This window comes from Janthinobacterium foliorum (assembly GCF_978021625.1).
Genome location: NZ_CDXDQE010000010.1, coordinates 75,252 through 89,796 on the forward strand (window position 1 = coordinate 75,252; position 14,545 = coordinate 89,796).

Here is a 14,545-nt window from a genome sequence, read left to right on the forward strand (position 1 = left end):
TTGCCCTACGTTGTCAAGGTCGCTTACGCGAAGTTCTTGGCAACGAATTCCCAGTTGACCAGGCCCCAGAACGTCTCCACGTACTTGGCGCGCAGGTTGCGGTAGTCGATGTAGTAGGCGTGTTCCCACACGTCGCAGGTCAGCAGCGGCTTGTCGCCGGTGGTCAGCGGGCAGCCGGCGTTCGAAGTGTTGACGATGTCGACCGAGCCGTCGGCTTTTTGCACCAGCCAGGTCCAGCCCGAACCGAAGTTGCCCACGCACGACTTGGTGAATTCTTCCTTGAACTTGTCGAACGACGACCATTTCGCGTTGATCGCGTCAGCCACCGCACCGGTAGGCGCGCCGCCGCCGGCTGGCTTCATGCCGTTCCAGTAGAAGGTGTGATTCCACACCTGGGCCGCGTTGTTGAAGATGCCGCCCGACGATTTCTTGATGATCTCTTCCAGCGACAGGTTCTCGAACTCGGTACCCTTGATCAGGTTGTTCAAGTTGGTGACATACGCCTGGTGATGCTTGGCATAGTGGTATTCCAGGGTTTCTTTCGAAATATGCGGCGCCAGAGCGTCCATTTCATACGGCAGTGGTGGCAGAGTATGTTCCATGTGATGTCCCTTTGTGGTGAGTGTTCGGAGTCTTCCAGCCTGCGGCCGGAGGGTTGAGCCTTGCGTGCTTGAACCAAGCATTCTTGCTGAACGAGCCACTATTGTAAAGCGGATGCGCCATTGCTGCAGATTCCGGCATGCGTTGGCGGCGCGCTTCGCGTAGTGATTCTCGTTCAGCGCCGGCCCTAGCGAAAACGGCGCGTCGTTTCCCGGACGATCAGGGCCAACGGCGGAATGGCGGCCTGCACGGCTTCGCCATTGATCAGCCCCAGCAGTGCCTCCGTGGCGATGCGGCCGATGTCGTACAGGGGCTGGTGGATGGTGGTCAGCGGCGGCGTCGTGTAGGACGAGCCGGGCAAGTCATCGAAGCCCACCAGCGAGATGTCGTCGGGCACGCGGATGCCCTTGCGGTACAGGCACAGGCGCACGCCATAGGCAGACAAGTCGTTGGCGGCGAAGACGGCGCTGAACTGCTGATGCGTGTCAAACAACTGGTTCATGGCCAGCATTCCGCTTGCCTCGTGGAAATCGCCTTCCACCATCAGCTTTGGATCGATGGCGATGTCCGCCTCGCGCAGCGCGCGCCGGTAGCCTGTCAGGCGTTCGGCCGCATCCGTGTTGTTGGCGGGGCCGGCGACAAAGGCGATGCGCCGGTGCCCCAGTTCCACCAGGTGGCGCACGGCCAGGTAGGCGCCGTATTCGTTGTCGAGCTTGAAGCCGATGGCGCTTTTCGTCGCGAGCAGGCGGCCTGTCGAGACAATGGGCCGCTGCTGCGAGAATTCGAGCACGCTCGCGTCCGAAATGCGCCCCGACAGCAGGATGATGCCGTCGACCTTGCGCGCCAGCAGCAGGCGGATGCGGTCTTCCTCTTCCTGCGCGTTCCAGTGGCCGCTGACGATGACGGACGCATAGCCCGTGCCCTTCAATCCATCGTCCACGCCGCGCAGGCTTTCATCGAAGAAAGGGCTGGAAATATCCTGCACCACGATGCCGATGGTCATCGAGCGGCCCTTCTTCAGGCCCTGCGCCATCTGGTTGGGCGCGAATTTCATCTGCGCAATGGCTGCCAGCACGGCGTCGCGCTTGTCGTCGGACACCTTGGCCGTGCCGTTGAGGATGCGCGAGACGGTGCTGGGCGACACGCCGGCCTGGCGGGCGACGTCGAGCAGGGTGGAGGGAGGGGCGGCGTGGGCGCTATCGGTCAAGGCGGTTCCTGGGTATCGAGAGGACGGGCCTTCAGTGCTCTGAAAACCTTTTCAGTGAAAGATTACCATAAAAGGACGCTCCCGCCGCAGACCGGGCGAGGGCGGCGCTGGCGCAGATGGGGCGCGACCGCTGCAGGCATGCGTTGGCCGGCGTTGGTCGGCGTTGATCGGGATAGGCGTAGGTCGGCTTGGCCCGCAGGGCGTAAGCCGACATTGCGGCGCTGGCCCCTACGCCGCCCAGCCCAAGCCCAGCCGGCGCCGCATCGGCCGCGCCGCGCTACGCCGCAACAATGCGCCAGTCCCGAGCCCCTAGCCGCCAACAATGCGTCGGATTACGCGCGTAGCGTTAATCCGACCTACGCCGGCGCGCACGTGAAAACGTTTTCATAAAAAACAACAGCCTTCAGGGCAGCGCATTTTCGCGGCTTTTCATAGGAGAATCCGCGCACCGGCGCCCGTCGTGCCGCGATGACGTCGATAAAAATGACAACTTTTCTGATTGACTTCATTTTCGATGCGGTGTTAAATGGATACATGCTGTGAAAACGTTTTCAAGATAGAAGACGCTCAATAATCGGAGATGAATCAATGAAGTCAAGCACCCTTGGCGCAGCCTTGCCTGGCGCGTCCCTGCTGTCCGCGCTGACCCTGGCCACCGGCATGGCCTGCGCCGCATCAGCCGCCGCCGCCGCCGCCGCTCCCGCCACCGCGCCAGCCGCGCCGGCGTCCCCCGCACTGGCGCCCGCCACCATCACCGTCGCCTCGTTCCCCGACCTGGACCGCGCCGTGAAGACGGCCTTGCCCCTGTGGGAAAAGCTGTATCCGCAAGTGAAGGTCAAGCTGGTCAGCCTGCAGATCGACGACCACCATAACTCGATGACGACGGCGCTGGCCGCCGGCGCGCGCCTGCCCGACGTGATGGCCATCGACTTCCGCTATGTCGGCAGCTTCGCCGAATCGAAGGGCATGGAAGACCTCCTGCAGGCGCCGTACGGGGCAGGGCAGTACCGCGCCCAGTTCGTGCCGTTCACTTTCGTGCAGGCCACCAGTTCGCGCGGCACCCTGGGCGCCATGCCGGCCGACCTGGGGCCGGGCACCCTGTTCTACCGCAAGGATCTGATGGACAAGGCGGGCATCAAGGAGGCCGACCTGACGCAATCGTGGGAGTCCTACATCGCCGCCGGCAAGAAGCTCAAGGCCGCCACGGGCACCTATCTGCTGGCCGGCGCCAGCGACCTGGCCGACATCGTTATCCGCGCCAACCTGAAGGATGGCGAGGGCATATATTTTGGCGACAAGGGCCAGGTGCTGGTCGACTCGCCCCGCTTCGTGAAAGCGTTCGAACTGGCCAAGGCGGCGCGCGTGGCCGGCATCGATGCGCGCACCGTGGCGTGGACAGGCGAGTGGGCCGAAGGCTTCAAGCGCGACAAGGTAGCCAGCCAGATGATGGGCTCGTGGCTCAGCGGCCACCTGGCCAAGTGGCTGGCGCCCGATTCCAGGGGACAGTGGCGCGCGGCGAACCTGCCGGCCGGCGCGCTGGCGTCGTACGGCGGCTCCTTCTACGGCATCCCGAGAAAGGCGGCAAATAAAACCCAGGCGTGGGAATTCATCAAGTTCATGACGGTGAACAAGGACATCCAGCTGCATTCGCTGAAAGAAATCGGCGCCTTCCCGGCCCTCAAGGCGGCCTATGCGGACCCGATGATGGACGAGCCGCAAGCGTATTTCGGCGGCCAGAAGACGCGGCTGCTGGCGCGCGAGACGGCGGCAAGGATACCCGTCATCCGCGTCGACAAGTTCGATGCCGTGGCACGCGATATCGTCAACATGGAACTGGAGAGCGTACTGGCGCAAAACAAGGACATCAAGACGGCGCTGGCCGACGCCAAGGCCCTGATCACCCACCGCGCGCGGCGCTAGGAACCGGCATGAAACCTCATCAAACGCATGGCGGAGGCCGTCCATGAGCGCACCCTCCGCATCGCTGGCGCAAGGCGCGCCTGCCACGGCGCGGCCCGTCAAGAAGCGCTTCAACATGAAGAAGTGGGCGCCGTACATTTTCATCAGCCCTTTTTTCATCCTGTTCGCCGTCTTCAGCTTGTTCCCCCTGCTGTTTTCCATCTACCTGTCCTTCAACCAGTGGGAGGCGGCCAGCGGCGTGGAAGCCATGCAGTGGGTGGGGCTGGACAATTACAGGTACGCGCTGAGCGACCCGTGGTTTTTGCGCTCGCTGGGCAATACGCTGTGGCTGGCGCTGGCCTCGGGCGTGCCGCAGCACCTGGTGGCCATTCCGCTGGCGGCCTTCATCCACAACAGCTTCAAGCGTTCGCGCAACCTGGTGATCGGCATTTACTTTTTACCGTTCATCACCTCCAGCGTGGCCATCGCCATGGTCTTCAACACCCTGTTCTCGCGCGACTACGGGCAGATCAATGTGCTGCTCCAATGGTGCGCCAGCCTGCCGCTGGTCGGCGCTCTGTTCCCGGCCGAATCCATCGACTGGCTGGGCAGCTCGCTGTTCATCAAGCCGGCCGTCGCCTTCGTGATTTTCTGGCGCTACCTGGGCTGGAACCTGGTGCTGTATCTGTCTGCCTTGCAGGTGATACCGAAGGATCTGTACGAAGCGGCCACCATCGATGGCGCCTCGAAGCGCCAGCAGTTCTGGCACATCACGCTGCCGCAGCTGCGGCCCATGATCTACCTGGCCGTGACCCTCACCATCATGGGCAATTTGCAGCTGTTCGAGGAACCGTTCGTGCTGGTGGCCGAGTCGAGCGGCGTGAGCCAGTCCGTGATGACGACGGCCATCTTCGTCTACAAGACGGCGTTTTCCTCGGGCGACTTCGGCACGGCGTCGGCCATTTCCTGGCTGCTGTTCCTTATCATCGCCAGCACTACCTGGGTGAACAACCGCATCTTCAGCCGCAACGAACGGCAGGAACGCAAGGAGGCCAAATGAGCACATTGACCCACCACCATGCCGGCGCGGCCAGCACCCGCTGGACGGCCTACGCCATGGTGGCCGTCGGCGCCCTGATCATGGTCGCGCCGTTCTATTTCATGTTCGTCTTCGCCACGCACACGAGCGCCGAGATTTACAGCCTGCCGCCGCCGCGCTGGTTCGGCACGGCCCTGCTGCACAACCTGGAACTGCTGCAGGAGCGCCTGCCATTCTGGCGCAATATCGGCATCAGCCTGTACGTGGCCCTGATGACCACCGTCTTGACCTTGTTCTTCTGTTCGCTGGGCGGCTATGCCTTCGCCATGTACGAGTTCCGTTTCAAGCGGCCCCTGTTTACGCTGGTGATGGCGTCGATGATCATCCCCTCCTTCATGAACATGATTCCGACCTTCATGCTGATGGATTTCCTCGGATGGCTGGACCAGCCGCGCGCCCTGTACGTGCCGGGTGCGGCCGGCGCGCTGGGCATTTTCCTCATGCGCCAGTACATCGGCACGGCGATACCGAAGGATTTGATCGAGGCGGCGCGCATCGACGGCTGCGGCGAATTCGCCATCTACTGGAGAGTCGTGCTGCCGCTGATCGGCCCCGCCATGGGCACCCTGGGCCTGATCACCTTCATCAATTCCTGGAACAATTTCATCACGCCGCTGGTCGTCATGCGCTCGGTCGAGAACTACACGATCCCGCTGGCCCTGCGCAGCATGCAGGCGCCGAACAACACGGAGTGGGGCGCCTTGATGACGGGTGCCGCCATCGCCGTGCTGCCGCTGCTGCTGATGTTTTTTGTCGCCTCGAAGCGCCTGATCGAAGGCCTGACCCAGGGCGCCGTGAAGGGTTAAACCCATCTTTTAAACCACTGACACTACACAAACCACCATGCATAACGACGACATCGACACCAACTTTCCCGCCACCTTCACCTGGGGCGTGGCCACCAGCGCCTACCAGATCGAGGGCGCCGCCGCCATTGACGGCCGCGGCCCGTCCATCTGGGATACCTTCAGCCACACGGACGGCAAGATCATCGACGGCAGCAACGGCGACGTGGCCTGCGACCACTACCACCGCTACGCGGACGATGTGGAATTGATCGCCGCGCTGGGCGTGAACGCCTACCGCTTTTCCATGTCCTGGTCGAGGGTGCAGCCCGCGGGTTCCGGCGCCTGGAACGAAGCCGGCTTCGATTTCTATGCGCGCCTGCTCGACGCCCTGGCCGCCAAGGGGCTCGATGCGCACCTGACCCTGTACCACTGGGACTTGCCGCAAGCCCTGCAGGACGAGGGCGGCTGGCTCAATCGCGCCACCTGCTACCACTTCGCCGCCTATGCGGCCGAGGTGGCGCGCCGCTTCGGCCACAAGGTCGCCAGCATCGCCACGCACAACGAGCCATGGTGCACGGCCGTGCTGGGCCACGGCACGGGCCAGTTCGCGCCCGGCATGGCCGACCCCGCCGCCGCCGTGCAAGTGTCGCACCACTTGCTGCTGTCGCACGGCCTGGCCATGCAGGCCATGCGCGCCGTGAACGCGCCGGCCAAGCTGGGCATCGTGCTCAATCAGTGGACGGCCACGCCCGCCACCGACAGCGCCCAGGACCGCGAACTGGCCGAGCTCGAATATGCGCGCTCGGTGCAGTGGTACATGGACGCCATCTTCAAGGGCCGCTACCCGGCACTGGCCCTGAAACACGCCGACGCTTCAGCTTTGGCTATCTTTGAAAACGATTTCACAGATATCAAGCAGCCCATCGACTTCCTCGGCGTGAACTATTACACGCGCGCTTTCATGAGCGCCGAGACGCCGCCGCGCAAGCCGGAATGCAAGCTGGGCGTCAACGACATGGGCTGGGAAACCTATCCGCAAGGCTTGACGGAACTGCTGGTGGGCCTGCACCGCGAATACCGGCTGCCGCCCGTCTACATCACGGAAAACGGCATGGCCGTCAACGACAAGCTGGTCGACGGCAAGGTGCACGACGAGGCGCGCATCGAGTACGTGCAGCTGCACCTGGACGCCTTGCGCGCCGTGATCGCCCAGGGCATCGACGTGCGCGGCTATTTCTACTGGAGCCTGATGGACAACTTCGAATGGAACTCGGGTTACGCCAAGCGCTTCGGCATGCTGTACGTCGACTACGCCACGCAGCAGCGCAGCTTCAAGGACAGCGCCCTGTGGTACCGCGACTTCATCGCCGCGCAGCGCGCCGCGCATGCCGATGCGCCTGTCCTGGCAGGGGCGCGCTGACATGGCCGCCATCTCCCTGCGCGGCATCCGCAAGACCTACGGCGACGGCCCGGAAATCATCAAGGGCCTGGACCTCGACATCCTGGATGGCGAATTCATGGTCTTCGTCGGCCCTTCCGGCTGCGGCAAGTCGACCCTGCTGCGCATGATCGCGGGACTGGAAGACATCAGCGCGGGCCAGCTGCGCATCGGCGACCTGCTGGCCAACGACGTGGCGCCGGCCGAGCGGGGCATCGCCATGGTCTTCCAGAGCTACGCCCTGTACCCGCACATGTCGGCGCGCGACAACATGGGCTTTGCCTTGAAACTGGCGGGCAGGCCCGAAGCCGAAGTGCGCGCGGCCGTGGGCAAGGTGGCGGAGATCCTGCAGATCACGCACCTGCTCGACCGCAAGCCGAAAGCCCTGTCGGGCGGCGAACGCCAGCGCGTGGCCATCGGCCGCGCCATCGTGCGCCAGCCCAAGGTCTTCCTGTTCGACGAGCCGCTGTCCAACCTCGATGCCTCGCTGCGCGTGCAGACGCGCATCGAGCTGGCCAAGCTGCACCAGGAGCTGGGCACGACCATGATCTACGTCACCCACGACCAGGTGGAAGCCATGACCCTCGGTGACCGGGTCGCCGTCTTCCACGGCGGCCACCTGGAGCAGGTGGCCGCGCCTTTGGAGCTGTACCGCCATCCGGCCAGCCGGTTCGTCGCCGGTTTCATCGGCGCCCTGCGCATGAACTTTTTGCCGTGCGCCGCCGTGCCGGCCCTGGCGCGCCAGCTGGGCGGCGCAGCCGGCATGCTGGTCGGCATCCGCCCCGAGCACCTGCGCCTGGTGCCGCGCGGGGAGGGCTATGGCGCCACCGTCACCCTGATCGAGCAGCTGGGCGACGCGCAGATCATCCACGCCACGCTGGACGAGCGCATTGACGGCAGCGCGCACGCGGTGGCCATCAAGCTGCACGGCGAGGCGCGCCACAGCCTGGCGCAGGGCAGCGGCATCGGCTTCGCGCCGGAAGAGGGCCATGCCTATTTGTTCGACACGGGCGGGCGCGCCGTGGCCACCCACTGACCCGCACGGAGGCCCCATGACCCGAGCTTGACACCCAAAAAATGTGCAGCAGTAGCCACAGAGCTATGTGATCATCATTCAACCAGCGGTACAGGAGACAAAAAAAATGCAACAGCTTAAACGCAATACCATCGCCCTCAGCCTGGCGCATGCGACGTTCGCCCAGTTCATCCTGCTGGGCAGCGCCGCCGCGCTGGCGCAGCCAGCCGATACGGCCACGGCGCCTACCGAAACGGCGCAGTCCGGAGGCGAGCAGATGGACCGCATCGTCGTCACGGCCACGCGCCGCAACACCTTCGTGCAGGAGACGCCGCTGGCCGTCACCGCCTTCAACCAGGACACCCTGCAAAACAACCAAGTGAAAGACCTGGCGTCGCTGGCCACCATGGTGCCCAGCCTGGTCGTCGAGCAGCATGGCGATTCGGGCGGCGTGCACGTCTACATGCGCGGCGTGGGATCGGCCAACCACACGGAGCTGGGCGATCCGGCTGTCGCCTTCTATGTCGACGGCGTGTACTCGCCGCGCCCTCAGGGCGCCACGGCACTGATGTATGACCTTTCCCACGTGGAGGTGGCGCGCGGACCGCAGGGCACCCTGAATGGCCGCAATTCCACGGCGGGCGCCGTCAACCTGGTGTCGGCCGCGCCGAATACCTCCAAGTTCATGGGCTCGGCCGGCATCACCGTGGGCGACTACCGCCACCTGCAGACGCAGGGCATGATCAACATTCCGTTTTCCGACGACGTGGCGCTGCGCATCGCCGCCATCAAGGATAGCCACGACGGCACGGTGGACTTCCGCCGCGGCTCGAACGTGATGCCCGGCACGGCCAAGTATGGCGCCGGCGACCAGATGGGCGTGCGCGCCTCGCTGCTGTGGAAATTCACGCCGCAGCTGCGCGGCACTTTCATCGCCGATTACTTCCTCGACCAGGGCGCCGGCAATGTCTTCCTGGCGGCCGAACCGAAGCCCGGCGAAAAACTGCGCTCGGCCCTGATCGACACGCCGGGCACCCTCGACCAGTCGATTTTGACCTACAAGGGCAAGCTCAATTACAAGCCGACGGAGTCGCTGGACTTCACCTACCTGGGCAGCTGGAGCCGCTACAAGCGCCAGAACAGCAACGACGCGGACGCGGGCCTGTTCCCCGGCTTCAAGTCGGAAAACCGCACGGACTGGGCGCAGTTCGACAGCTATTCGCACGAGCTGCAGGCGCGCTCGGACGACGAGGCGCCATTCCAGTGGGTGGCGGGGCTGTTCCTCTTCAATGAGAAGAACAAGGTGCGCTTCGATATCGACCGCAGCCAGATTTCGCAGGCGGCCGTGCAGCAGGATATCGCCAACGGCGCCGTGATCTTCGTGCAGCCCACCGTGGGCCAGTATGCCTCGTCGATGTCCTTCATCCAGGGCGACCGCCAGCTGAAATCAAAGGCCGTGTTCGGCCAGGTCAGCCAGCAAGTGACGGACCAGGTCAAGCTGACGGCCGGTGCGCGCTACACGAAAGACCATAAATTCGACATCGGCGGGCAGAACTGGGCTTGCCCGAACTGGCCCGCAAATACGCCGCTGGGCACCACCGTGCTCACGCCGGACCAGATGGCGCAGCTGGTCACGCCAGGCACGGGCCTGGCCAACACGCACAATATCGGGCCGGGCGGCGCCATCACGGCGGCCACCTGCGGCAACACGCCGGGCGACAACACGGCGGACCTGAAGTATGGGCAAGCCACGTGGCTGGGCCGCATCGAATACAAGCTGCGCCCCGATATCCTGCTGTTCGGCTCCGTGACGACGGGTTTCCATTCGCCCGCCATGGGCGACGGCGGCGCCACCACCAAGCCGGAAAAACTGACCAGTTATGAAATCGGTTTCAAGTCGGACTTGCTGAACCGCGAACTGACCCTGAACCTCGATGCCTTCGTGATGAAGTACAAGGACAAGCTCGAATCGCAGGTGGTCAACAGCGTGCTGGCCAACTTCAACGCGGCCGGCGCCACCGTCAAGGGACTGGAAGCGGAATGGGTGTGGCGTCCGACGAAGGTCGACCGCCTGACGGGCAACGCCACCTGGCTCAAAGCCGTGTACGACGATTTCCTCTCGTGCGACGTGGATGCGGCGCGCGCGAATGGCCAGGCCTGCGGGTCGACGGCGCCGCTGGTGAACGTGGGCGGCAGCACCATGAAGCATGCGCCGAAGTTCTCCACCACGGTGCAGTACGAGCACGACTTCAACGTGGCCGGCGGCCAGCTCACGCCGCGCGCTTCCGTGCACTATGAAACCATGTCGTACGTGGGAGCGGGGGCTTTCAACGGCGACGTGCCGGGCCACGCCGGCGTCAAGCGCCAGGAGGCGTACACCACGCTGGACCTGAGCCTGCGCTTCCAGCCGGCCAACAAGGCCTACACGGTGGAAGCGTTCGTGCAGAACGCCACCGACAAGGCCGTGAAGCTCGACGTGCTGGAGCTGTGCACGGACGTGGGCATGCCATGCCAGCCCACGCAGCAGATCTACGGCGCCTTCTATAACGCGCCGCGCACGGTTGGCGCGCGCGTGTCGATGAAGTTCTGATGGCGTAGCGTGAAAGAGCAGTCGCAGTTGCAGTCCACTCAGTAGGGCAGGTGTTGGGCCGGGGGGCTTCCCCGGCCTTTTTTGCTATGTCAACGGTTATTCCAGCGCTTATTCCAGCGCTTATTCCAGCGTGGCCTGCACGCTGGCGATGCCGACCTGCGCGCTGCCTTCGGCCAGGCGCACGTTGACGTTCTGGCGCGCCTGCAGCTGCGCGGGCGAGCGCACGATATGGCCCTTTTCATCGCGCACGATGGCGTAGCCCCGCTCCAGGGTGCGCTGGGGATTCAATAGTTCCAGCTGCGCCGCCAGGCCATCGAGGCGGTGGCGCCGCTGCGTCAGCAGCTGGGCCATGGCCGCGCCGCTGCGCCGCTGCGCTTCCGCCAGGCGCGCGCGCGGCACCGTGACGTCGGGCCGCAGGTTGGCCCAGCGCGAGCGCAGGCGTTCCAGCGCGTAGTGCGACTGGTTCAGCGGCGCGCGCGCCGCGTGCGTCATGGCCGTGGACAGGGCCAGCAGCTGCAGGCGCTGCTGCTGCAGCTGCGCCTTGGGGTTGAGCAGGCGGCGGCTGTGGCGGTCCAGGGTCTGCGCCGCATCGTCGAGGCGGCGGCGCATGGCGCGGCGCAGGTCCGTGGCGTCCGCGCGCAGGGACGCGAGCCAGTCGGCGCGCGGCGTGGCCGCCAGTTCGGCCGCCGCCGTCGGCGTGGCCGCGCGCAGGTCGGCCGCGAAGTCGGCGATGGTGAAATCCGTCTCGTGGCCCACGCCGCTGATCACGGGCATGCTGCAGCCGGCGATGGCATGCGCGACGGCTTCATCGTTGAACGACCATAAGTCCTCGATGCTGCCGCCGCCACGGCATACCAGCAGCACGTCGCACTCGGCCCTGGCCGATGCCGTGCGGATGGCGTGCGCGATCTTTTCCGGCGCCTGCTGGCCCTGCACGGGCGTGGGGTACAGGATGATGGCCACGTGCGGCGCGCGGCGCTGCAAGGCCGTCAGCACGTCGCGCAGGGCCGCCGCCTGCGGGCTGGTGACGATGCCGATCGTGCGCGCGAACATGGGGATGGCGCGCTTGCGCTCGGGGTCGAACAGGCCTTGCGCGGCCAGCTTTTCCTTCAGGCGCTGGAACGCTTCATACAGGGCGCCCACGCCGGCGCGGCGGATGGCTTCCACGTTGATCTGGTAGTCGCCGCGCGCGCCGTACAGGGTGACGAGGGCGCGCACTTCCACCTTGTCGCCTTCGCGCGGCGTGAAGCCCGCGTACTGGGCGCGGCCGCGGAACATCACGGCGCGCACCTGGGCGCCATCGTCCTTGAGCGTGAAATACCAGTGGCCGGAGGCGGCCCGCGTGAAGTTGGAAATCTCGCCGGCGATCCAGGTCAGCGGGAACGAGCGTTCAAGCAGGCGCGCAACGGCCTGGTTCAGGGCGCTGACGGTCAGCACGGGCGGGGCGGCAAAGCCGCTGTCAGTCGGGTTGTCGGTCATCATGAAGCGGGAGAGGAAAGGATCTGTCCACAAATTATCGGCGAGGTAATGCTTATGTCATATATCCTGCAAAACAACAAGTTCTATTTCTAAGTATTTGATTTCATGATGAATTTCCAGATGCTTGATTTGCGTGCACAGGGAAAAAGTCCTTTAATATCAAGCACATCAGTGAAGCGCATGCCACTTACGCACAAAGTTATCCACAGAAAGTGTGCGGAACTTTTTGTCCTGTACAGGGCCGCTGGATTTCTGCCCTGCCGTGGATAAAAAATGCCCTGCTACATTTTTACGCATGGAAATAAAGCGCCTATGAATCAAGGGCTTAGTATCGCATGCATGCCCTTGCGCACAATCTTATCCACAAAAAATGTGCAGAACTCCGCCACGCCACCGCGTGTATCCACCGCCGGGCCGATGGCAAGGCTTGCCTGATTTTTGCGCAGCATAAATAAGTCCATATAAATCAATGACCTAGCGTGCAAGCGTGCGCCTTGCTCACAATCTTATCCACAGAATGTGTGTAAAACTGCATAAATCGTTTCGCTGTTTGGCCGGCTTTTCCACCGCCATGCCACGTCATCTGTCTGCCTTATTTTTCAGCATTGAAAAAAAGTCCTTTAAAATCAAGGATCTTGCAGGGAGTCAATCGGCTTGCTCACAATCTTATCCACACTTTATGTGTGGAACTGCATGGACGGTGGAAAACTGTCGTAATGGCCCCGTATTTGACCGCAAAGATCCCCCATTACGGCCCTTGCCACATTTTTATGCAGAGCAATAAAAACGATATAAATCAATGTACTTAGCGCTTATCTTTGCGCTTGCACACAATCTTGTCCACAGATTGTGTGCAGAACTTGATGGGTTGCCGTTGTCATGCGGAATGCCACGCTGCCACATTTTTACTCATCTAAATAATGCCATTGTAAATCAATGACTTATGTGAATTCCATGGCCTTGCGCACAATCTTGTCCACAGTAAATGTGCAGAACTTTTGTTTTGTTGATTTTGTGACATTGACTCCGCACGATTAGCTGCTATGCCTGTATTTTGCGCACTGCGATAATCTCGTTGTAAATCAATTGCTTAGCTTTGTATGTTCATGCTTGCTCACAATCTTATCCACATAAAATGTGCAAAACCGGGGTCTTCAAGCCGGGGCATGATGGCAGGCTGTGCATCAGGCGCGCGCGGGCGCCACTTGCCGACGGCGCGCCAACGCGCTACATTGCGCCATTCCGCCGCCGGTGCGCAATCGGGCGTCGGCACCCGGCACAACGCTGGGTACAATACACGCTGTTCCATACTGTTCCATATAGACCGCCTTTCCCTTACCAGGAGTTTCTTTTGCTCGCTATCTTCCAGGCCGCTGGCTGGCCCATCTGGCTGTTACTGATCGCTTCCATCGTGGCGCTGGCCCTGATCATCGAGCGCTTGCTGTATTTGCGCCGTGCCAAGATCCTGCCCCGCAAGCTGTTCGATGAAGTGGTGCAGGTGTATCGCAGCGGCAAGATCACCCCGGATACGGTGGCCAAGCTGGAAGCCAATTCGCCGCTGGGCGTGGTGCTGGCCGCCGCGCTGCGCAACGTGGACGCGCCGCGCGACGTGATGAAGGAATCGATCGAGGAGGCGGGCAGCGGCGTGGCCCACGTGCTGGAGCGCTACCTGACCACCCTGGGCACCATCGCCACCCTGGCACCCTTGATGGGCCTGTTTGGCACGGTGGTGGGCATGATCGAGATCTTCGGCTCGCAAAACGCCAGCGGTTCGAATCCGGCCCAGCTGGCCCACGGCATTTCCGTCGCCCTGTACAACACGGGATTCGGCCTGGCCATCGCCATGCCCACCCTGGTCTTCTACCGCCACTTCCGCGCCCTCGTCGACAGTTTTGTCATTGACATGGAGCAGCAAGCGGTCAAGTTCGTCGACATCGTCCACAGTGGCCGCAAATGAACTTTCGCAAAGGCAAGGGGCGCGAAGACCCCGAAATCAACCTGATCCCGTTTATCGACGTGCTGCTGGTGATCCTGATCTTTTTGATGGTCAGCACCACCTACAGCAAATTTACGGAACTGCAGATCACCTTGCCGACGGCCGACGCCGAGCAGGCCAAGGACAAGCCGCAGCAGATCGATGTCACCATCGATGCCAAGGGTAATTACACGGTCAACCGCGAAGCCGTCTCGTTCCGCGACGTGGCAGGCCTGGCCGATGCCTTGCAGGCGGCGGCGAAGGCGGCCAATGGCGGCAAGGCGCCCGCGCAGACGCCCGTGGTGGTGGTCAACGCCGACCAGTTCGCCATGCACCAGATGGTCATCCACGTCATGGAAGCGGCGCGCCTGGCCGGCTATGAAAAGCTGACGTTCGCGGCGCAGGCGGGCGGCAACAAGTAGGTCGGCTTAGCCGGAACGGCGTAAGCCGACACA

The 14,545-nt window shown here is 63.2% G+C and carries 12 protein-coding genes; 8 read left to right on the forward strand and 4 right to left on the reverse strand.

Going from position 1 to position 14,545, the window contains the following annotated elements; genetic code table 11:
• Positions 1-23: 23 nt before the first annotated feature.
• On the reverse strand, positions 24-602 hold the full coding sequence (gene sodB, locus ACZ92H_RS19730; protein ID WP_071078930.1) for a superoxide dismutase [Fe]: 579 nt from the start codon (positions 600-602) through the stop codon (positions 24-26).
• Positions 603-787: 185 nt separating this feature from the next.
• Positions 788-1,807 carry a LacI family DNA-binding transcriptional regulator gene (locus ACZ92H_RS19735; RefSeq protein WP_131373833.1) on the reverse strand — a complete coding sequence of 340 codons (1,020 nt, stop codon included), beginning with the start codon at positions 1,805-1,807 and terminating at the stop codon, positions 788-790.
• A 588-nt stretch (positions 1,808-2,395) separates the two neighbouring features.
• On the opposite strand from ACZ92H_RS19735, the gene ACZ92H_RS19740 reads away from it, so the two are divergent.
• From ACZ92H_RS19740 to ACZ92H_RS19765, 6 genes are all read left to right on the forward strand, one after another.
• A complete protein-coding gene (locus tag ACZ92H_RS19740; protein WP_465050719.1) occupies positions 2,396-3,727 on the forward strand; it encodes an extracellular solute-binding protein in 1,332 nt (443 codons plus the stop codon).
• Between the two features lie 43 nt (positions 3,728-3,770).
• On the forward strand, positions 3,771-4,766 hold the full coding sequence (locus ACZ92H_RS19745) for a carbohydrate ABC transporter permease (RefSeq protein WP_131373832.1): 996 nt from the start codon (positions 3,771-3,773) through the stop codon (positions 4,764-4,766).
• Positions 4,763-5,611 (forward strand): carbohydrate ABC transporter permease, encoded by an 849-nt coding sequence (locus ACZ92H_RS19750; protein ID WP_465050720.1) that lies wholly within the window; start codon positions 4,763-4,765, stop codon positions 5,609-5,611. Before ACZ92H_RS19745 ends, ACZ92H_RS19750 begins: the two co-directional genes overlap by 4 nt.
• Positions 5,612-5,648: 37 nt before the next feature.
• Complete coding sequence (locus tag ACZ92H_RS19755) at positions 5,649-7,013, forward strand: GH1 family beta-glucosidase (RefSeq protein ID WP_465050721.1); 1,365 nt, start codon at positions 5,649-5,651, stop codon at positions 7,011-7,013.
• A 1-nt stretch (position 7,014) separates the two neighbouring features.
• The gene (locus ACZ92H_RS19760; RefSeq protein WP_465050722.1) at positions 7,015-8,067 is read left to right on the forward strand and encodes an ABC transporter ATP-binding protein; all 1,053 of its coding nucleotides are present in this window, start codon (positions 7,015-7,017) and stop codon (positions 8,065-8,067) included.
• Positions 8,068-8,173: 106 nt separating this feature from the next.
• Positions 8,174-10,636, forward strand: a complete 2,463-nt coding sequence (locus ACZ92H_RS19765; RefSeq protein WP_465050723.1) for a TonB-dependent receptor — start codon at positions 8,174-8,176, stop codon at positions 10,634-10,636.
• 120 nt (positions 10,637-10,756) lie between these two features.
• Here the strand turns inward: ACZ92H_RS19765 and xseA are convergent, their stop codons facing one another.
• Positions 10,757-12,118, reverse strand: a complete 1,362-nt coding sequence (gene xseA / locus ACZ92H_RS19770) for an exodeoxyribonuclease VII large subunit (RefSeq protein WP_465050724.1) — start codon at positions 12,116-12,118, stop codon at positions 10,757-10,759.
• Positions 12,119-12,432: 314 nt separating this feature from the next.
• Positions 12,433-12,564: a hypothetical protein gene (locus ACZ92H_RS19775; RefSeq protein ID WP_465050725.1), complete on the reverse strand. Its 132-nt coding sequence runs from the start codon at positions 12,562-12,564 to the stop codon at positions 12,433-12,435.
• Positions 12,565-13,466: 902 nt separating this feature from the next.
• Here ACZ92H_RS19775 and ACZ92H_RS19780 point away from each other — a divergent pair.
• Both ACZ92H_RS19780 and ACZ92H_RS19785 read left to right on the forward strand, forming a co-directional pair.
• Positions 13,467-14,072 (forward strand): MotA/TolQ/ExbB proton channel family protein, encoded by a 606-nt coding sequence (locus ACZ92H_RS19780; RefSeq protein WP_131373826.1) that lies wholly within the window; start codon positions 13,467-13,469, stop codon positions 14,070-14,072.
• The gene (locus ACZ92H_RS19785; RefSeq protein WP_465050726.1) at positions 14,069-14,512 is read left to right on the forward strand and encodes an ExbD/TolR family protein; all 444 of its coding nucleotides are present in this window, start codon (positions 14,069-14,071) and stop codon (positions 14,510-14,512) included. Before ACZ92H_RS19780 ends, ACZ92H_RS19785 begins: the two co-directional genes overlap by 4 nt.
• Positions 14,513-14,545: the final 33 nt, after the last annotated feature.

Bases quoted from the DNA above. Each gene is read 5' to 3' on its own strand.
- sodB (WP_071078930.1), bottom strand. From the start codon at position 602: ATGGAACATACTCTGCCACCACTGCCGTATGAAATGGACGCTCTGGCG.
- ACZ92H_RS19740 (WP_465050719.1), top strand. From the start codon at position 2,396: ATGAAGTCAAGCACCCTTGGCGCAGCCTTGCCTGGCGCGTCCCTGCTG.
- ACZ92H_RS19745 (WP_131373832.1), top strand. From the start codon at position 3,771: ATGAGCGCACCCTCCGCATCGCTGGCGCAAGGCGCGCCTGCCACGGCG.
- ACZ92H_RS19750 (WP_465050720.1), top strand. From the start codon at position 4,763: ATGAGCACATTGACCCACCACCATGCCGGCGCGGCCAGCACCCGCTGG.
- ACZ92H_RS19755 (WP_465050721.1), top strand. From the start codon at position 5,649: ATGCATAACGACGACATCGACACCAACTTTCCCGCCACCTTCACCTGG.
- ACZ92H_RS19760 (WP_465050722.1), top strand. From the start codon at position 7,015: ATGGCCGCCATCTCCCTGCGCGGCATCCGCAAGACCTACGGCGACGGC.
- ACZ92H_RS19765 (WP_465050723.1), top strand. From the start codon at position 8,174: ATGCAACAGCTTAAACGCAATACCATCGCCCTCAGCCTGGCGCATGCG.
- xseA (WP_465050724.1), bottom strand. From the start codon at position 12,118: ATGATGACCGACAACCCGACTGACAGCGGCTTTGCCGCCCCGCCCGTG.
- ACZ92H_RS19775 (WP_465050725.1), bottom strand. From the start codon at position 12,564: ATGCTGCGCAAAAATCAGGCAAGCCTTGCCATCGGCCCGGCGGTGGAT.
- ACZ92H_RS19785 (WP_465050726.1), top strand. From the start codon at position 14,069: ATGAACTTTCGCAAAGGCAAGGGGCGCGAAGACCCCGAAATCAACCTG.